14 protein-coding genes are annotated in these 20,486 nt (G+C 37.9%); 7 read left to right on the forward strand and 7 right to left on the reverse strand.

The genetic code is table 11. The features are described from left to right. Positions 1 to 37: 37 nt before the first annotated feature. Complete coding sequence (locus MT391_RS05410) at positions 38 to 946, reverse strand: AraC family transcriptional regulator (protein WP_299659197.1); 909 nt, start codon at positions 944 to 946, stop codon at positions 38 to 40. A gap of 168 nt (positions 947 to 1,114) precedes the next feature. On the opposite strand from MT391_RS05410, the gene MT391_RS05415 reads away from it, so the two are divergent. The 7 genes from MT391_RS05415 (at position 1,115) to MT391_RS05445 (ending at position 10,380) form a co-directional block, all read left to right on the forward strand. After that, positions 1,115 to 2,896, forward strand: coding sequence for a solute:sodium symporter family transporter (locus tag MT391_RS05415; RefSeq protein ID WP_166371830.1), 1,782 nt, complete (start codon positions 1,115 to 1,117; stop codon positions 2,894 to 2,896). A gap of 64 nt (positions 2,897 to 2,960) precedes the next feature. Continuing rightward, on the forward strand, positions 2,961 to 4,487 hold the full coding sequence (locus MT391_RS05420; protein ID WP_499497157.1) for a sulfatase-like hydrolase/transferase: 1,527 nt from the start codon (positions 2,961 to 2,963) through the stop codon (positions 4,485 to 4,487). Between the two features lie 95 nt (positions 4,488 to 4,582). Further along, a complete protein-coding gene (locus MT391_RS05425; protein WP_166371832.1) occupies positions 4,583 to 4,930 on the forward strand; it encodes a YidH family protein in 348 nt (115 codons plus the stop codon). Then, complete coding sequence (locus tag MT391_RS05430) at positions 4,920 to 5,288, forward strand: DUF202 domain-containing protein (RefSeq protein WP_299659187.1); 369 nt, start codon at positions 4,920 to 4,922, stop codon at positions 5,286 to 5,288. The genes MT391_RS05425 and MT391_RS05430 overlap by 11 nt, the downstream gene beginning before the upstream one ends. Positions 5,289 to 5,876: 588 nt before the next feature. Beyond that, positions 5,877 to 7,340: a sulfatase-like hydrolase/transferase gene (locus MT391_RS05435; RefSeq protein ID WP_499497158.1), complete on the forward strand. Its 1,464-nt coding sequence runs from the start codon at positions 5,877 to 5,879 to the stop codon at positions 7,338 to 7,340. Between the two features lie 15 nt (positions 7,341 to 7,355). Beyond that, complete coding sequence (locus MT391_RS05440) at positions 7,356 to 9,104, forward strand: solute:sodium symporter family transporter (protein WP_499497159.1); 1,749 nt, start codon at positions 7,356 to 7,358, stop codon at positions 9,102 to 9,104. A 391-nt stretch (positions 9,105 to 9,495) separates the two neighbouring features. Next, on the forward strand, positions 9,496 to 10,380 hold the full coding sequence (locus MT391_RS05445; protein WP_166371836.1) for a LysR family transcriptional regulator: 885 nt from the start codon (positions 9,496 to 9,498) through the stop codon (positions 10,378 to 10,380). 192 nt (positions 10,381 to 10,572) lie between these two features. Here the strand turns inward: MT391_RS05445 and dauA are convergent, their stop codons facing one another. The 6 genes from dauA to rlmKL all read right to left on the reverse strand — a co-directional run bounded on the left by dauA (position 10,573) and on the right by rlmKL (position 20,459). After that, the gene (gene dauA / locus MT391_RS05450; RefSeq protein ID WP_166371837.1) at positions 10,573 to 12,264 is read right to left on the reverse strand and encodes a C4-dicarboxylic acid transporter DauA; all 1,692 of its coding nucleotides are present in this window, start codon (positions 12,262 to 12,264) and stop codon (positions 10,573 to 10,575) included. Positions 12,265 to 12,905: 641 nt separating this feature from the next. Continuing rightward, positions 12,906 to 13,871, reverse strand: a complete 966-nt coding sequence (locus MT391_RS05455) for a PstS family phosphate ABC transporter substrate-binding protein (protein ID WP_499497160.1) — start codon at positions 13,869 to 13,871, stop codon at positions 12,906 to 12,908. 236 nt (positions 13,872 to 14,107) lie between these two features. Next, positions 14,108 to 15,934: a DUF3466 family protein gene (locus MT391_RS05460; RefSeq protein ID WP_499497161.1), complete on the reverse strand. Its 1,827-nt coding sequence runs from the start codon at positions 15,932 to 15,934 to the stop codon at positions 14,108 to 14,110. A gap of 7 nt (positions 15,935 to 15,941) precedes the next feature. After that, on the reverse strand, positions 15,942 to 17,897 hold the full coding sequence (gene uup / locus MT391_RS05465; protein WP_499497162.1) for an ATP-binding cassette ATPase Uup: 1,956 nt from the start codon (positions 17,895 to 17,897) through the stop codon (positions 15,942 to 15,944). A 6-nt stretch (positions 17,898 to 17,903) separates the two neighbouring features. Further along, positions 17,904 to 18,137 (reverse strand): glutaredoxin family protein, encoded by a 234-nt coding sequence (locus MT391_RS05470; RefSeq protein WP_499497163.1) that lies wholly within the window; start codon positions 18,135 to 18,137, stop codon positions 17,904 to 17,906. Positions 18,138 to 18,164: 27 nt separating this feature from the next. Then, positions 18,165 to 20,459, reverse strand: coding sequence for a bifunctional 23S rRNA (guanine(2069)-N(7))-methyltransferase RlmK/23S rRNA (guanine(2445)-N(2))-methyltransferase RlmL (gene rlmKL / locus MT391_RS05475; RefSeq protein ID WP_499497164.1), 2,295 nt, complete (start codon positions 20,457 to 20,459; stop codon positions 18,165 to 18,167). Positions 20,460 to 20,486 lie beyond the last annotated feature (27 nt).

Here is a 20,486-nt window from a genome sequence, read left to right on the forward strand (position 1 = left end):
GTTCAGAAGCATTATCGACATAGCTAAATCGGTACAACTAGTTGTTATTGATCGGTAGATAGTCCGTTCTATTAACCTGCAACCTTTCACTTCCTTGTATTACTTCTGAAGGTGATATACCAAATTTTTTCTTGAAGCTTTTACTAAAGTGAAATTGATCATAAAAGTTAAGCTCAATAGAAACCTGATTAACGTTATAGTTTTTCTTGTCCATTAAGAAAAAAGCGGTTTCCAACTTAGTATTTAAAAAATATTCTTTTGGTGATTGCTTGGTAAATTTTAGGAATAAGCGTCGTAAATGCTGTTCACTACACCCTGAAAATTCGGCCATTTCTTTGACTGTCCAATGGTCTGCTATTTTTAAATGAATATGAGAAATCACTTTTTGGACTAATAAAAATTGATGATCTTCAATTGGCTTAGTTTCAATTAAACATAACCATTCATATATAATTTTAGTTAAGGAAGCAACGGCAAGTTCTTTTAACTTTTGCCGTTTACTCAATAAATTAATGCTTATTTCATTAAACTCATTTTCTAATTTTTTTAATGTATCGAGTTGAATAATTTCTCCATAGGAGATCTCCATCACACCATTTGGAATGAACTCTATCCAAAAAAGATCCCATATCAATCCTTTGCAAAAATAATGCTTAATGGTCATTGGGTCTAAAAAAACAATAGATGCGCCTTTAAGTTCTAATATTTCGCCGTTATGCAGCTCAAGCTCGCCATAGCCTTGTTTAGTAAATACGGCAATGGTTGAACTTGCAATCAAAGGCAACCTTTTATCTTCAGGCCAACGCACCATGTATCCCTTATCCGCATAGGTATTCCATAATGCCAGTAGCGAAATACCACTCGATGTCACATTATCACCAATAATAATCGGCGTATCGTGAATAAGTTCGTTTTTTACATGCACCTTATTATTTAATCCATTCATTAATTTGTAATACCTGTGGAATATAGCCGTTATCTTAAAGACAGAATAAAAAATGTGATAACAAAACAAGTTATTAATGTGAGCTAAGGAGCAAACTATGCAAATCGTATATTTTATTTTACATGACGAATTTCAGCCCGCAGTAGCACCAAATTATGGAGAATTATTATGCTAACTATTTTATCGTTTATATTTTTTACTGGGTTGGTTGCGATCATCTCCTATTACAAAACAAAGGGTGAAAACTTATCCAGCTTAAAAGGTTATTTTCTCGCGGGAAGGAGCTTACCTTGGTATGTGATTGCAGGGTCACTTTTTTTAACCAATATCTCTGCAGAACAATTAGCAGGCCTTAACGCTAATGCATTTCGTAATGGCGCGAATGTAATGGCCTGGGAAGCCACCTCTGCACTGACCTTAATTGTGTTGGCGTTTATCTTTTTACCGCGCTTTTTAAAATCAGGCATTTCTACGATCCCACAGTTTCTTGAAATCCGTTATGGAAAGAAAATGCGTACCGTTGCATCTGCCATTTTTATCTATGCGATCGTTATTGGATTTTTACCTTTTGTTTTGTACGCAGGTGCTATCACCTTAGGTAAATTATTTGATATTAGTGGTGTATTAGGTATCTCTGATTACGCAACAACCTGGGTGATGGTAATCGCGATTGGTGTTGTAGGTGGTATTTATGCGGTATTTGGTGGGTTAAAAGCCGTGGCCATTTCCGACACTATTAATGGCATCGGATTATTAATTGCTGCTTTATTCGTGCCTATTATTGCTTTGTACCAATTAGGCTCAGGCGACTTTTCAAATGGTTTTAATATCTTACTAGTAGAAGCGCCAGAGCGTATGCAGGCGTTAGGTTTAACCGAAGATGCAAACATTCCATGGCACGGACTTATTTCAGGTGTGCTCATTATTAACCTTTTTTATTGGTGTACAAACCAAGCCATCGTACAACGTGCGCTAGCAGCAAAAACATTAGCGGAAGGTCAGAAAGGTGTACTCGCTGCGGCAGCTTTAAAAATACTAGGTGTTGTCATGTTGGTATTACCGGGCATCATTGCTTGGCATATGTATCAACGCGGTATGATCTCCATTCCAATGAAAGAAGTCGGTGGAATGGTAGTTAACTCTGATATGTCTTACCCGGTATTAGTAAGAGCAGTATTACCTACTTGGTTAACTGGATTCTTTGGCGCGGTTTTATTTGGTGCAGTATTAAGCTCATTCAATAGTGGCGTTAATAGTTTATCAACCCTGATCAGCCTTGATATTTACAAACAACTTATTAAACCAGCCGCAACAGAAATTGAAACGGTACGTATCGGTAAATTATTCGGTATTGCAACGATTGTAATTTGTATTGGTATTGCGCCATTTATCTCTACAGCGGAAAGTTTATATACTCTAATGCGAACCATTATGGCGGTCATCAATGTGCCTATCTTTGCCGTATTATTAATGGGAGTCATTTCTAAAAGAGCACCTGCTCTTGCCGGTTATGTAGGTTTGGTAACCGGTATGGTCTTCTTCTTTGTCAGTAAATTTATCCTTAATGGTGACTTTGGTTTATTCCAAGTTCACTGGTTAAATTTAGTAGGCATGAACTTAGTATTAATGTTAGCGGTTATGACTGCGATCCGCTACTGGAAACCAATGGATAAACCTTATATTCAGGTTGCAACCAATGAAGTTGAAGTAAATGAATGGAAGCATGCAAAACTTGCTAGTTGGATATTGATTTTTGCTTTCATTACACTTTACACGGTTTTCTCTCCACTAGGTTTAACTTCTGAAACAGGTTCATGGTTGAAAGTAGCCCTCACTATTTCAGGTAGTATGTTGCTGCTCTATTTTGTTTATAACAGCATCAAAAAAGTATTAGCCAATAAATCCACAGCGGATCCCATTAAGACTAAAAGCATCAATGCAGCATCATAGATAGAACAATAAAGGGGGCCATATTATCAGGCTCCCTTTTATCAATATAGAAGTAGGATTTCCCATGAAAAAACCAAATATAATTTTAATCATGACTGATACACAAGCCACTAACATGGTCGGTTGTTACAGTGGTAAAGCGCTGAATACAAATAATATAGACCAGCTTGCAAGTGAAGGTATTCAGTTTAACTCAGCTTATACGTGCTCACCGGTTTGTACGCCTGCTCGAGGCGGATTATTTACTGGTATATATTCCAATCAATCCGGCCCTTGGACAAATAATCTTGCACCGGGGTTAAATATTAGAAACATGGGCCATCATTTTAAACATGCAAATTATAAAACCTGTTATATCGGGAAATGGCATTTAGATGGCCACGATTACTTTGGAACGGGTGTTTGCCCGCCAGAATGGGATGAAGAGTTTTGGTATGAAGGTGCTAATTACTTGGCTGAATTAAGTGATAAAGAAATAGATCTGTGGCGCAATGGTCTTAATTCAGCAGCGGAATTAAGGGCTAATAATATCACCGCTGAATTTACTTGGGCTAACCGTATAAGCAATCGTGCTGTTGATTATATTAATCGTCGTGAACAGGAAAAAGACCAACCCTTTTTGATGGTACTTTCATACGATGAGCCACACCACCCTTTCACTTGCCCACCAGAATATGTTGATAAATATGAAAACTTTGCCTATGACTTAGGTAAAAAAGCCTTTGATACTTTAGAAAAAAAACCTATACATCATAAGCTGTGGAGTGATGCGATGCCTTCGCCTGTAGGGGAAGATGGGCAATATCGTCATCCACTTTATTTTGCTTGCAATGACTATGTTGATGATGAAATTGGGCGAGTTATTAAACATCTTGATCAATCTGAGCTAGACAATACATGGATTGTCTATACCTCTGATCACGGAGAAATGATGGGAGCACATAAGTTAGTGAGTAAAGGTGCTGCTATGTATGACGACATCACTAACATCCCTTTAATTATTCGTCCGCCCTCTTCTGATAGAGCACTTGATGCGAGTGAAAAAGTCATTAATACGCCTGTCAGTCACATCGATATTTTGCCAACGTTAATGATGCTAGCAGGCATCACTCCACCTGAAATTTTACCTGGTGAAAACTTATTATCGATTAATGATCAACTCAATATCACACGCGGTGTGATGGTAGAGTTTAATCGTTATGAAATTGAACACGATAGTTTTGGTGGTTTTATCCCTGTGCGTTGTTGGGTTAATAACGATTATAAATTGGTGCTTAACTTACTCACAAGCGATGAACTATACGATAGAAAAAACGATCCAGATGAGTTAAATAATCTTATTACGTCGCCAAAACATGAAGTGATTCGTGACCAAATACATGATACTTTATTAGCCTATATGGATACTATTCGAGACCCTTTCAGAAGCTATCAATGGGCGGTAAGACCCTGGAGAAAAGGTATTGAGGCAAATTGGATGGGGGCTTTTAGACCCAAACCACGCGATGGTTTTTCTAAAGTAGTGCGAGATTACGATACTGGCATGCCCACACAAGGTGTCAAAGTGGAAGATAAAAAACAAAAGTTCTAAACGACTATTTAATTTATGCCTAAGTGACTTCCAAATAAAGCTTGGGCATATAAAATATATTTTAATAATGTGTTTATTATTACTCGAGTAATTTTATGAAATGGATCAAGCAAGGCAACGCACCTGACTACCGGTTCTCTTTAGCCAACGAACGTACTTTTTTGGCGTGGATCAGAACCTCACTGGCTTTTTTAGCCGCAGCCATTGGCTTAGATCAGTTAGCCCCTAATTTAGCCTCTCCAGCAATCAGAGAAATGCTTTCTTTAGCGCTGTGTTTATTTGCCGCCCTGATAGCGCTTTATGCTTATTTACGTTGGGTCGCAAATGAAAAAGCAATGCGTCAGAATACAGACCTGCCATATACTAAAATTTTGCGCTTAGTGAGTATCTTCATGACTCTTATTGCTTGCGCCATAATATTGATGATCAGCAATGCCATTTAGCCGTATATCAAGACGTCATGACGACCCAGGATTACAACCTGAAAGAACCTCATTATCATGGTATCGAACGTTATTTTTAATCATCGGCGTCTCGATGTTATTTTTAAGGTTAGGCTTCATTAAAAATGACCTTATTTTAGTCGCAGGTAGTATTATTTTATTGCTCTGTAATATTGGTGTTTGCATCTATGCCTACAAACGGAACCTGTTCGATGAAAGAAGCACAGTACTCACTTCTTACGGCTCAGTAATAGTTAAAAAAATGATCTGTTTTGCTATCATCTTTAGTGCGCTTGTATTCGCATTATCAATCATTATGTCTAGTTATAATCGTATATTTGAATCGTATCTTATCTAGGTAAATTACGTCGAATGAACTGTTGAATGAGTCAGACAATAACCCCAGCTATTTATATGAAGGTTACAAACACTTCTTTAATCATTACCCCCTCACTTTATTAATGGAAATACTAAAACAATAAGTAGGTCATAAGCTACTGCTTTAAATAGGTATCGACTTCCCCCATAAATATGGTTATGTATCAATTTTTTACCGGGTGTTGCAATTAGTTGACTACTAATAATCGGTCAACTCAATAGCCAATATGACTGCTATTCCACAAAGAACTTTTCTAACATCGGATTTTATGTCCGTTACCATTCTAAATACAAATTCAGCAAGCCACTAAATAAACCAATTTGAGGCATTTAAATGAAAATCTAACAGCTGAACCCAGACGTTAGAGCTATTTATAACAACAATAAAGATGCTTCTATCATTACTGCCATTACTTATTTTTATCTCTAAACGTGTTTTAGGTTATGGCTAGTTTAAGCCGTTTCATGGTTATTAATATCCAAAATAAAGATACAAATTAGTGAGATATTCATCAACATTTTATTGAAAAAACTCACCATACTGCCCTCTCTACAAGGGGAACTTTAGATGTTAAAAAAACCTAATATACTTATTTTCATGACTGATCAGCAGCGTGGTGATACGTTAAATAATCAAGATATTTTCATGCCTAATACTCGTGAATTAATGGCAGGTGGTATTCACTTTAATAATACCTATTGTCCATCTCCACATTGTTGCCCTTCTCGTGCATCTTTTTTTACAGGCTTATACCCCACTCAACATGGAGTTTGGAATAATGTTTGTGTGCAGAATGCACTCTCTCGTGGTTTAAATGCAGGTAGTGAGTTATTCAGTGATTATCTCAAAGAGCAAGATTACTCACTGTATTTTGCTGGTAAGTGGCATGTCTGTTTTGATACAGGCCCTGAAGATTACGGCTATGAAGAATTATTAGTCACTTGTAATAAAGAGCAAAAGAATGACGTTACTAATGATGCAATGTCTCCAGGTTGGGATATGTACAAAGCGATTGCTAATGAACCAGCATCAATTCGTAAAGAAGGTGAAATTAAACGTCCTGGTTACCCAGAATACATACATTATGGCATTGATGAAAACCCCTTTAATGACCGAGGAATAGTTGACTCTGCAATAGAAAAACTCAAACAAATTCGCGAATCAAATACAGAAAAACCTTGGTCAATGTACATAGGTACTTTAGGCCCACATGACCCTTACTTTGTACCACAAGCATTTTTGGATATGTATGCGAATTATGAGGTCAAGTTAAGTGAAATTCATGATGATTTTATGCTTGATAAACCCTTTTACAATCGCAAAGTAAGATGTCTTTTTGATCAACTTAGTGTCCTTGAAAAGAAAGATGCAATTCGCCATTACATGGCATTTTGCACCTATGAAGATTATCTATTAGGACTGGTACTCACGGAGTTAAAACAACATCCTGACTTCGATAACACCTTGATCTTAGCCACTAGCGATCACGGGGATTACAATGGGGAGCATGGACTTTGGTGCAAAGGCCTACCGGCATTTAAAGGCGCATACCACATACCCGCCGTTGCTTATTGGAAAAATGGCATTGAAAATCCAGGCCGAGTCTGCGAGCAACTTGTTTCATTAACAGACTTTGCCCCTACCTTTTTAGAGGTCGCAGGCACGCAATTCAAACATCCCGTTGTTGGTAATAGTTTAGCGTCACTGTTTAAAGAAAATGAGCAGGCTCAGTATCGAGAGTTCTTATTTACTCAAACTAACGGTAATGAGCTTTACTGCACTCAACGCAGTGTTTTTAACCTCCATTGGAAACTTGTACATAACCCATTAGACACCGATGAATTGTATGACCTCAACAATGACCCTAATGAATTGTGTAACCGTATCAACGATCCAAAACTTGATCAGATCAAAAAAGATCTGCATCAACAACTTTGGCAATTTGCCGCTAGCGTAGGCGATCAGAATATAAACCCTTATATCATGGTTGGTATGGCCGAATATGGCCCCGCTATCGCTTATCAGAAATAAAAAGGAAGCATTAAAATGAATACATGGACTCTATTAAGTTTTATTGGTTTTACAGCACTCGTTGCCATTATTTCGTATATAGCAACAAAGAAAGAAGATTTAAAATCCAGTGATGGGTATTTTCTCGGAGGACGAAGCCTGACCGGCATTTCAATTGGTTTTTCTATTTTGCTAACTAACTGGTCTGCGGAGCAATTAATTGGTCTTAATGGCCAAGGCTTTAGTGTTGGTTTATCTAACATGGGTTGGGCGGTGACATCTGCCATTGCTTTTGTATTAATGGCTTGCGTGTTTTTGCCTATGTTCATTCGCAAAGGGATCACCACTATTCCCGACTATATAGAAGACCGATTTGGGCCTACAGCACGTAATGTGATTGCTTGGTGTATTTTGGTTAATATGGCAGCAGTGGCATTACCTTCGGTGGTTTATGCTGGTGCATTAGGCCTTAGTAAGATTTTTGATGTTTCCTCTCTATTCGGTATTTCAGATTCAAGTGCACTGATCATCTCTATTATTTTTATTACTATTATCGGTGGGTTCTATGCCATTTTTGGCGGCTTAAAAGCAGTTGTTGTTTCGGATACGGTCAACGGTATTGGCTTTTTTATTGGTAGCATTTTAGTACTCATATTAGCATTGCGAGCATTAGGCGCAGGTGACGCAGGTGATGGATTAGTTGAACTTGTCACTAAAGAACCACAAATGCTTAATGCCGTTAGCTCTCCTAAGGTGAATGTGCCTTTTGGGGCTATTTTCACTGGTATGTTATTGATGAACATTTATTTTGCTTGTACAAATCAAGTTATCATTCAACGAGCACTTGGTGCCAAAAGCTTAGCTGAAGGGCAAAAAGGGGTATTAATAGCCGGCATAATTAAGATTATTAGTATTTTCATTTTGATTGTACCTGGTATTGCAGCTTACCACCTTTATGGCTCTGAAAATATTCGCCCAGATGAAGCCTACCCGCTATTAATTAATCGCCTGTTACCTGAAGCCGTGGTTGGTTTTTTTGGTGCCGTTCTTTTTGGTGCAATTATTTCAACTTTCAATTCAACCATTAACTCTTGCTCTACTATCTTTGCGGTTAATATTTATAAGCCATACCATAAAGGAAAAATGGATCCGGCAAAATGTATTACTGCCGGTAAATGGTTTGGTGCAGGCTTGGCTTTATTCGCAGCCATATGTGCACCATTTATAAAATTTGCACCGCAGGGTTTATATATGTTCATGCAAGAATTCAATGCATTATTTACTATTCCTATGTTGTTAATGATTTTGGTTGGTATGGTATCTAAACGCGCTAGTTCAACGGCGACTATTTCTGGTATGTTGACCTACATGGCTCTATATTTATTCTTCCGCTTTGGTTATACAGGTTGGGATTTACATTTCTTGCATAAAACTGCCATCTACTTTGGTTGTGGTTTACTGGTCACCGCTGTTATCACTTATTTGCACCCTGCTGAAATTGTTAAAAGAAGAGTTCAAGAAGCGCCTGTTAATATTCAAAACTGGAAACATCTTCGTCTAGCATCAGTGGCTACGACAGTATTAATGGTCGCAACTTATGCCGTCGCTTCTCCAATCGGCGTTGTTGCGCCTATTGAGGAGATCCCTGGTAATTTAATGATTATTTTATTCGCTTCTCTATTCAGCACCTGGGCGATTAATGCAGTTATTAAAAGATATTGTGATAATAAAGCCAATAGTATTTTTGAAAGTGACCTTAAAGAGGAATTAATAAAACAAGTTTAACCCTGAGTTAAGGGTGGCCACATTACTTTTGTGATGTGGCCTTTTTTGTTTGAAAATCATACTTACACTGAACTAATGGGATAAGTCTCATTAATACCCTCTTCATTCAAGATGTACAAAACCACAACTCATGGTGTGAACTGTTCCTAGGAACTGTATCACTGCACACAAAGGTGAAGTATCTAAGGGATATATACTATTATTATGGGTTTAAGCCCATAAGCGAGCCAGTACGCTTACTTTCATGCATCTCTACGTTATACAATATTTTTTAATACTTTTTGACCTTTATTTAGAACTGCTGTTTAGAACAATTATTTTGCTCCTATGATGCAAGTCTAGGAATAATAAAGTTAGCCTTGTTATAACTCTGGCGTTTACAGGAATGAATATGGAAAAACTCTTATTACATTTTAAAGAAGCGGCTCTACAGGCCTCTATTTCTCAAGCAAGTATTGAGTTAGGGGTTAGCCAACCTGCTATCAGCAAAAGTATTAAGCTATTAGAAGCCCGTTACCAGACCTCATTATTTGAACGTAAAGCTCGAGGTGTAACATTGACTCCTGCTGGTAGAATATTACTTGATCGCGTGCAGCGAATAGAAAATGAATTAGTCGCCATAACACAGGAAATCAAAGCGTTAGATCATCAAAAAACAATCTTAAAAATTGGTGCAGGAAGTGCTTGGGAAGGCCCTATTTGTAATTTTTTACCCAACTTTTACTTAAAATATCCACATGTAAGAATAGAGGTGCAGTCTAATACTATTTATCAGCTTATTCCTGCCCTACTTAATGATGAAATTGAGTTAGCTTTTGGTGGCGAAGATGGCGCATCTTTGGTTAAAAATAATGAACTCAGCTTCACGCCTATGATGAAAAGCCGCATGTGTATTATGGCGAATAAGAATCATCCCCTAGCACAAGGCCAAATATGCGACCTCGAAATGTTAACTCAATACCCTTGGGTAGCTTTTCAAAATTCTAAAGTCATGTTGGATCATCTTAATCAGCAGTTAGACCTAGAGCGAATAAGACCTGTTAACTTCATTTTACAAACTGATTTTCTACAAATGGCCTTAACTATGGTTAAACACAGCGATGCATTAATGTGTATTTCCAACCGTCAACTTAATCAGTATAACCAGTCTGATATTACAGAAGTACGCATTAAAGAACCGATTTGGCACTATCACCTTGGTGTTTGGTCAAAGTCCCCTAAATATCGCAGTCAGACAGCTTTAGATTTTATTGAAGAAATAATCAAGCATGTATAAAACGGACTTCAAAATCGTATTTTTAGTCGCACATCCGTTTCATATTAAGAACACTTTTCATTGCTGCATCTATTATACCCATGCCACCCTATCAAGCCGAACAACATACCTTGATTTCGGGATATTGATACAAAGGCTCAGCCGATAGGCAGCATTTACTTGTCATAAGATTTAAATCGGTTGTTACCTGTATCAATGCATATTACGTGCAATTGCAATCCCATCTTTAAGTGTTCGAGAGAATTGTAATTTACGTGGTTTAAAGCGAATACCTGCACGTCGTAATTTCAACACCATACGCGGCTGTAGATTATTAATCACTAAGCCTATCTGCTGTTTATCAAGACTTTCTTTAATCGATTCAATAGCAATAATCGCACTCATATCCAGCATAGTGACTTCGGACATATCGAGTATGATGACACGAAGATTTGGTGTGACAATTGAAATACTTTGCAACGCTTTTTGCGCTGACCCAAAAAATAATGAACCGTTAATATCATAGATAACAATGCTGTCAGAGAGATCATCATAAACTTCATGATTTTTCTCGACTCGCGAGGTATCTGTCAGAGTAATACTTCGGCGAATAAACAACATCGCAGCTAAACCAATTCCAACGGCCACTGCAATGGTCATATCAAAAAGTACCGTCAGAACAAAACATAAAATAAGTACAATAACATCGTCTTTAGGTGCAACTTTAACCGTACGGATGAAATGTTTCGCTTCACTCATATTCCATGCAACCACTAATAATAATGCCGCCATCGATGCCATGGGGATATAAGCTAACAAAGGTGTCAATGCGAGTATTGAGCCAAGAATAAATAAACCATGAACGACAGCAGCAAGAGGGATCGTACCGCCTGCTTTGATATTTGCCGCCGTACGAGCTATTGCAGCGGTTGCTGGAATACCACCAAATAATGGCGCAATCATGTTACCAATACCTTGACCGATAAGTTCATCATTGGGGTTATGTTTCTTGCCAGACATCCCGTCAGCGACTACTGCACATAACAAAGACTCAAGCGAACCTAATATCGCAATAGTGATCGCGGCAGGTAAAAGCATTTTGATAAGGTCAAAGCTGATGCCAATTGGCTGACCATCTGCATTTGGTAAATTCCATGGCCATTCAAAAGCAGGTAAAATAGCAGGAATACCATCACCGGTTATGCCGTTTATATCATAGTGAAATCGACTGCCAATAGTAGCAACGGAAAAGTCCGCATAAAAGTATTGGAACCCCCAAGCAGTAATAGAGCCAACAAGCAGTGCAATCAGATGCCCTGGTACTTTTGAGTGTACTCGAGGCCACAACAATAAAATGGCAATGGTAAGCCCACCGATGAAAAATTCTTGAAAATTGATCGTTGGCAATGAATAGATAATTAAAGAGAGTTTTTCAAGATAATCCCCTTCAAATGTCGCAATGCTCAGCCCTAAAAAATCTTTTATTTGTAATGTGCCTATAACAACACCAATACCCGCTGTAAATCCAATAATAACCGGGTAGGGAACAATCTCAATAAGCTTTCCAAGCTTACCGACCCCCATCAAAATTAAAAAGATACCCGCCATAAATCCACTGATCAACAATCCCCCGATTCCAAATTGATGAACAATTGGTAACAAGACAACCACAAAGGCGGCTGTAGGTCCTGATATATTTACTTTTGAGCCGCCACAAACAGCAATAAAAAGACCGGAAATAATAGCGGTATATAATCCATGTTGGGGGGGGACACCACTGGCAATAGCTAATGCCATAGAGAGAGGCAAGGCAATAACGCCTACGGCTAACCCCGCTAATACATTTGCTTGAATATCAAAAAGTGTCGGTTTGCTCGAAATAGATTTTTTTAATGCAGAAAACAAGATGTGCTCACTTATAGGCTCTAACGATAAAATTGGATCTTACTCTTTCATCTTGTATTTCTCAATAATTCATAAAAAAATAGAAGTTAAACTGAGTTATTATTTTTAAAATAAGTACTGAAATTATGAAATTCTTTAAATATTATTAATTGTTATCTTTATTAAATTAGAGGGAAATGTTTTAGCGTTCTCGTGGAGCTGTGTTTCTTAATAGAAATGGAGGTAGTTGATAGAAATGGAGCTAGTTGATAGAAATGGAGCTAGTTGATAGAAATGGAGCTAGTTGATAGAAATGGAGCTAGTTGCGTGCATAATTTTAATCAATATGGATCGCTTGTCTTTAATCGAACTAGTTTGATAATACCTGTTATTAACATTATCTTAAGAGCTTGTTTTACCTTACTCAGAAGAAGATATTGATGAGCATGAGCGCGATGCTTTAAAAAATTTTGAGACACCTCTATGATGAGCGACTCAAGATCATATTCCTAACATCCGTTTCCCCCTACAGCTTATTGATTTTTGCGTCTTCAATGTTAATGGTTGTATCGCCTGAATAACGCTTTTACAGCAGAAACAAAAACAGCGCTAAAAAGCGCTGTTTTTTTATTACTTTCTTTACTAGGAACTCTACTGAGGAATTAAAGCCCTAGTTTAGCTAGCTCTTTTTCTACTACTGCAACAGGCAGTGGAATATAACCATCTTTTTTCACTATGCCTTGGCCCTGCTCAGATAACATTAGCTTAATGAACTCAGCTTGTAGCGGTGAAAGTGGTTTGTTTGGGTGCTTGTTAACATAAACGTATAGGAAACGAGATAGTGGGTATTTACCACTGATTGCATTTTCCATGCTCGCTTCAACAAATGGGCCGCCTTTCTTAGATAAAGCTACGGCTTTAACACCTGCTACTTTATAACCAATACCAGAGTAACCGATAGAATTTAAAGAAGAAGCAACAGATTGAACAACTGATGCTGAACCAGGCTGCTCATTAACAGAGTTTTTAAAGTCACCTTTACATAATGCTTTTGACTTAAAGTAACCGTAAGTTCCAGATACAGAGTTACGTCCAAATAATTGAATATCTTTACCAGACCAACTACCTTCTAGGCCAATATCAGCCCAGCGAGTTGCATTTTTGTCATTACCACATTTTTGTGTAGAGGAGAAAATCGCATCAACCTGTTTGATTGACAAACCTTTAATTGGGTTATCTTTATTAACAAATACTGCCAGTGCATCGATTGCAACACGAACTTGAGTTGGCTTGTAACCGTAACGCTTCTCGAATGCTTCTATTTCTTTAGACTTCATTTTACGGCTCATTGGACCGAACTGAGAAGTACCTTCTGTAAGAGATGGCGGCGCTGTTGAAGAGCCTGCAGCTTGAATTTGAATGTTAATATTTGGGTATTGGCGTTTAAATTCTTCAGCCCAAAATGTCATCATGTTTGCTAATGTGTCAGAACCAACAGATGAAAGGTTACCAGAAATACCGCTTACTTTAGTGTAAGTTGGCAAAACATGATCTGCTGCAAGAACAGGCGTTGAAATTAATGACGCAGTACCTAAAGTAACCGCTGCTGCTAACATTTTAAGTTTCATTCAAAACTCCATTTTCTACTAAGTTAATTTTTATGATTTGTATTTCATTAATTATTTAACAAAATATTCATTACGCTTCGTAGCGATGTTGCTTAATATGCAGCTTTAATGTGACACTTTGATTACAAGTGAATTATTTTATTCATTTTTTATTCATTGTTTTATGGGTAGAAACAAAAAAGGCTTATTACATTTAAGTAATAAGCCCTTTAAATCATAACGTTAACTATCTTAAATTATTTTTTATTAACGCTAAGTCTGCGTATTAATATTAACGGTAAAGCAAATATCCATAACCAAAAACTTGCACCACCGCTGCGCTCGTAAGAAGTCTCACTATCAACCAACGCTTCAGATTCCCAACAGTTTGGGCTGTTATCAGGCTCTGAAGTTAAGTCAGGTGTTAATTTCACCATTATCTGTGATGCATTAGTTTTATTGGTATAGTCGTCAATACTGTCGTATTGATAACCTTGAGCCAAAATCACGCCGTTATCATTAATCGCCGTTGCACTTTGTAAACGAATTAACGGATGTGTAACCACACCATCAGCATCCGCGCTGCACAGCAAATCTTCTAAGAACCAACTATCACCGCTGGTTTTATCATATAAAAATGCACTTTGTGTGCGAGAATTACCACCTGAAACAGGAGCCGTTTGGTCATAGGCATCGGCTTTACCGACAATCAGCCCCTTGTTATTCATATCATAACCCTGGCTATTCGCTCCGACTTTAGAAGCACTGTCGCCAGCTAAACGTTGTTTAGTTGATAATACTTTTTTATTTTCCAATGGCTCGTCAATACTTTTATTGTCGATATCATAAATAAACATTTCTATAGGTTTATTTACGTTTGTAGATGATGAGTATTGTCGATTACCCATTACGATATTATCGTCGGTAATCGTTTGAGCCCATGAGCTATAGTAAGTATCATCATCGTCATAATCACCACTACCATCATAACTTTCATCTGTTGCTGATGTTATTGCTGTTGGTTCCCCATAAACACCGTCGTCACTAGGAGTCATGATAATCGCACGTTGACGCGCACCTACATCACTATCTGAGTATTCATATGATGAAACACCGACCGCAATCCCAGCACTGTTAATGTCTAACGCCGCTGCACTGTATGTCGCGTTACTGCCTTCGTTTGTTGTATTATCATCTAACCATTTTGTTGCCAGAGCAAAACCTGTTATTTCAGTTTCAGTCCCGGTGTATTCCCAAGCCCAAGCTTGTGTATCAAAACCAGGGCAATAAACAAGGTCATTGAGAGTATCAACCTCATCGATATCACCGCTGCTATAACAAAGGTCAAAATTATCAGTATCATCATCACCGCCAGATAAAGACTTACTGCTGCTACCTATAATTAGCGTTTTAGTGATTTGCTTAGAGGCCGTGCCATAAGTCACATCACGCATTTTATAAGCACTAGTAAAACCACCATCTGTATCAAAGTCAGGCATTAATGAAACCGATGCTGTGCTGGTACTCGCATCAGTGATAAAACCACGACGCACAAAGTCACGTGTTGCATCTGATGCGTAAGGCGCAGAGCCATATCCGACAGCAAAACTGCCACTTAATAAACTAGAATCTACAACATCTGTTACTTTAACATCGGTATCGCTGCCAAAACCTTCGATATTAATATTACTGGTTGCACCGAAGAAATAACTACTTGGATCAGCATTACCAGCATCAATATCAAACATTGCATTACGCCAAGCTTGATAACCATTTTCAAAACTTAAATCCGCACTACTTTCACTACCTTCAAATGCAAAATCACAAATATCATCATCATAAAAACAGGTTTGATTAAAGGTAAAAGGCAATCCTAAGTCGATATCTTGATCTAGTTGCGCTTTGAAAGCGTAAGCTGCAAATAAACTGCCTTCTTCAGTAATAGCTGACGGGAATGGGCCTATAATACTGCCGTCTGTATCAACAGATAATATTTCAACACTATAATAAGGTGTTGTCGTCGCGGCCCAGGCACTGCTTGCAGATAACAGGGCGATAATTGAGATACTTTTTGTGTATTTCATGTAAACATTACTCTCCGTTTTGTAACTCGTCCAATTCTTCCCAACGTGCAAAAGCGGTGTCTAGCTTCTCTTCCGTTTCAGCCAATAGCGCTAAGAATTGGTCGGCTTCTTTTTTATCTTTAGTAAAAAACTCAGGCGTATTAATGGTTTCTTGTAATGTGCCTACTTGCTCTTCTAATTGTTCTAGTAAAGCTGGTAAACCGTCTAATTCAAGTTGAATTTTATATGACAATTTTTTCTTTTTAGCAGGCGCTTTAGACACCGTTTTTTCAACAGCCTGTGTTGATTTTTTTTCTTTAACGTTATTGCCTTTAAAGCTATTGTCTTTAACGTTACTGCCTTTATCGTTAGCCACCGACGCTTCACTTTGCGCTTTATGACGCACAGCATCACTGTAACCACCAACAAATTGTTGAATATTACCATTGCCATCAAAGAACCAAGTGTGTGTTACTGTGTTATCAACAAAACTACGGTCATGGCTCACTAATAATAAGGTGCCTTGATAATTTGCTAATAACTCTTCTAATAACTCCAGCGTTTCGACATCAAGATCATTGGTCGGTTCATCTAAGATCAAGAAATTACTTGGTTTTAAGAATATTTTGGCTAATAAAAGACGGTTTTTCTCTCCACCTGATAATGCTTTAACCGGAGTACGTGCGCGATCAGGGTGGAACAAGAAGTCTTGTAGGTAACCTAAAACATGGCGTTTATTACCATTGATTTCTACTTCTTGTTTACCTTCTGCCAGGTTATCAACCACGGTTTTTTCAGGATCTAATGCATCGCGGTATTGGTCAAAATAAGCAACTTCTAATTTAGTACCACATTTTACCGTACCTTGATCAGGTTCAAGATTACCCAGTAACAATTTAAGTAATGTACTTTTACCACAGCCATTTCGGCCCACTAATGCAATTTTATCACCACGCATGATCGTGGTTGAAAAGTCACGCACAATACGTAAATCATCGTAACTGTAAGTTAAGCCTTCAGTTTCAAAGATAATTTTACCTGAACGTGCGGCTTCATCGACAATAATTTTGGCTTTGCCTTGTACATTCGTTCGCTCTGAACGCTCTTGTCGTAAAGATTTTAAAGCACGTACACGCCCTTCATTACGAGTTCGACGCGCTTTAATACCTTGACGGATCCAGGTTTCTTCAATGGCTAATTTACGATCAAATTCTGCATTTTGTTCATCTTCAACACGTAATGCTTCTTCTTTAGCAATTAAGTAATCTTCATAACCACCAGGCCATGAGCTTAACTTACCACGGTCAATATCAACAATACGGGTTGCTAAACGACGAATAAATTCACGGTCATGACTGATAAAAACAATAGAGCCTTGGAATGACATTAAAAATTGCTCAAGCCATTCAATAGTCCCAACATCTAAATGGTTAGTCGGTTCATCCAATAATAATAAATCAGGGTCATTCACTAACGCTTTAGCCAGTGCGACTTTACGTAACCAACCACCGGATAATTGATCCAATGTAATTTCAGGATCAATGGCCAAACGGTCTAAGATTTGGTTGATTTTCGAATCTAATTGCCACGCATTAAGTTGGTCAATTTGTTCCTGTAAGCGTTGTAATTTATTCATCGCTTTTTCACTGCAATCTTCAGCAATGATATGCAATTGTTCATGGTATTGACTCAACACCACACCCGCATTTTCCATGCCTGATGCAACAAAGTCATAGGCACTCATGGTGCTTGCCGTTGGTGGATCTTGCTCAAGACGTGCGATTTTCACATCGTTATTTATTAATAACGAACCATCGTCTAATTGAATACGACCATCAAGGACTTTTAACAGTGTCGATTTACCCGCACCGTTTCTTCCTACTAAACAAACTCGCTCGTTTGGTTCAATAACTAAATTTGATTTATTTAATAATGCACCACCGCCAAAAGCCAGTTCTGCGTTATGTAATGTTAATAATGCCACGGTTATTCACTCTTTATTAGGTGATAAGAATTGTTCGATTTGAGATAACGTAAAAGGCCAATCAAGATGTTGGCCTTTTGCATTTTCTAATACTGGAATACGAATACCAAATGAATCTACCAAGTGTTGCTCGCTAATGATATCGACTAACACATAGTCAACTTGGCATTGTACTAACAATGCCATTGCTTGCTCACAAAGATGGCAACCATCGGTATGATATAAAACAGGTAAACTCATTTTTAATTGTCTATTACTTATAATTTGTTAACTATGCTTAGTCAGTAACCAACACTGATGGATTTTATCATTACCTTTAAAATCTTCAGGGATCGATGCTTTACTAATATCTTTAACATAAAAACCAAGTGCTTTGATCGCTTCAAGGTCAAGTTTAAACCCGCGTTTGTTATTCGAGAAAATAATCTCCCCGTTTGGATTAACACGCTCACTCGCTGAGGTTAATAACGCAACATGGTCATCTTGAACATCAAACACATCACTCATACGTTTAGAGTTTGAGAAGGTAGGTGGATCAATAAAAATAAGGTCATACATTTCATGTGCATGTTGTAACCATTTAATACAATCCTGTTGAATAAATTCATGCTTACCTTGAATGCCATTTTCAGTAAAATTCTCTTGGCCCCAATTTAGGTAAGTGTTAGACATATCAACACTGGTTGTTGATTTAGCGCCACCTAATGCAGCATGAACAGAAGCGGTTGCGGTGTAACAAAATAGATTTAAGAAGTCTTTGCCCTTGGCCATATTACCAATACGTAAACGTGTTGGACGGTGATCCAAAAACAGACCAGTATCTAAATAATCTTGTAAATTTACAATCAGTTTTGCAGGCCCTTCTTGCACCACTAAACGTTGTTTTTTACTATCTAGTTTTTCATATTGTTGGCGTCCTTTTTGACGCTCACGCACTTTGATGATTAATTGGTCATCGGTTAAATCTAATAAATAACGCGTAGTTGAAACGATATCTAAGAAACGACGACGTACTTTCTGTGCATCAATTTCTTTAGGAGCGCGGTATTCTTGAATAATTAAATATTCGTTATAACGGTCAATTGCTACGTTATATTCAGGTAAATCTGCGTCGTATAAACGGTAACATTGAATATCTTCGCGTTTAGCCCATTTGTCTAAACGTTTCATATTTTTTAATAAACGGTTAGCAAAGTCTTCCGCATAGATAGCAGGCTTAATTTGCTTAACTGCTTTAAATACAATTTCAGATTCAGATTCTTCAGCCATCGGGAATTCTTGAGTTGGTGTGATCGTTCCCCAAGGATTATCATCCGTTGATTCTTTATAAACAACTTCAGCAGCTTTTGCTTGCTTCCCTTGTTTAGGTTGTTTAACTGGTTTAGCCGCTTCTTCAACAATAGCCGCGCCTTCAACAACACGTTTAGGAGAGATTCGGTAATTTTTAAGCACACATTCAATCGGTCCATTAAAGAACTTATAGCTTCTTGCTGCGCGCATTCCTAAACAGCTCAGTAGTTCAGTATCCATTGCAAACATGCTCAGATTCCAACCAGCAAAAGCTTCTTTAAAATGATGACCTAACTCTGTATACAAACTAATGGTGTCACTAAACCCGCCTAAACGTTCACCGTATGGTGGATTTGAAATGACTAATCCGGTGCTTAACTCTTCCGGTGGTAATACTTTTTTAGCATCTTGAACGCAGAATTCAATTAACTCTGCAACCCCAGCACGTTGTGCATTTTGGCGTGCGATGCTAATCATATCTTTACTTAAATCAGAGGCATAAAAACGTGTAGTGCAATCTTTAACAGCACGTTTAGCATAAACCTGAGCCGTCGTTTTTAATGTTTTCCACGTTTCAGCATCGTGTTTTTTCCAATGCTCAAAACCAAATGTTTCACGTAAAGAACCCGGCGCAATATTCAACGACATCATTGCAGCTTCAATAATAAGCGTACCTGAACCACACATTGGATCTAATAACGCTTCGCCTTCCCAGCCACTGCGTTTAACAATACCCGCCGCCAAGGTTTCACGTAATGGAGCTTCACCAGCGATAGTACGGTAACCACGCAGATGCAATGGAGAGCCAGAAAGGTCAATATAGATAGAGGCTTTATCTTTGTATAAACGACCATTGAAACGAATATCGGCATCGCGTTTTTCAACATTAGGACGTTCATCGAATTTTTTACGAAAACGATCCACAATCGCATCTTTAATTTTTAATGCGCCAAACTGTGTATTACGAATTTCGTCATTACTACCAGAGAAATCAATTGAGAATGTTTTATCTACATCAAAATGTGATTCCCAAGGAATGTTGCTACACCCAAGATATAAATCCATTGGGTCGATCACTTTGAATTCACTTAATTTAAGTAAAACACGAGATGCAAAACGAGACCATAAACACACTTGGTAACCTTGCTCTAATGAACCGTCAAAGCTAACACCACCAGCAATTTGCTTAGTATTTTCAATACCAAGTTCTTTAAGTTCTACTTCTAATAAAGGCGCAAGCCCTTTCGCGGTGGGGATAAAATAACTGAACATAGACGCTCTCATGCAATTGTTGAATAA

This window comes from Vibrio sp. 1-Bac 57 (assembly GCF_037546855.1).
GTDB lineage: Bacteria > Pseudomonadota > Gammaproteobacteria > Enterobacterales > Psychromonadaceae > Psychromonas.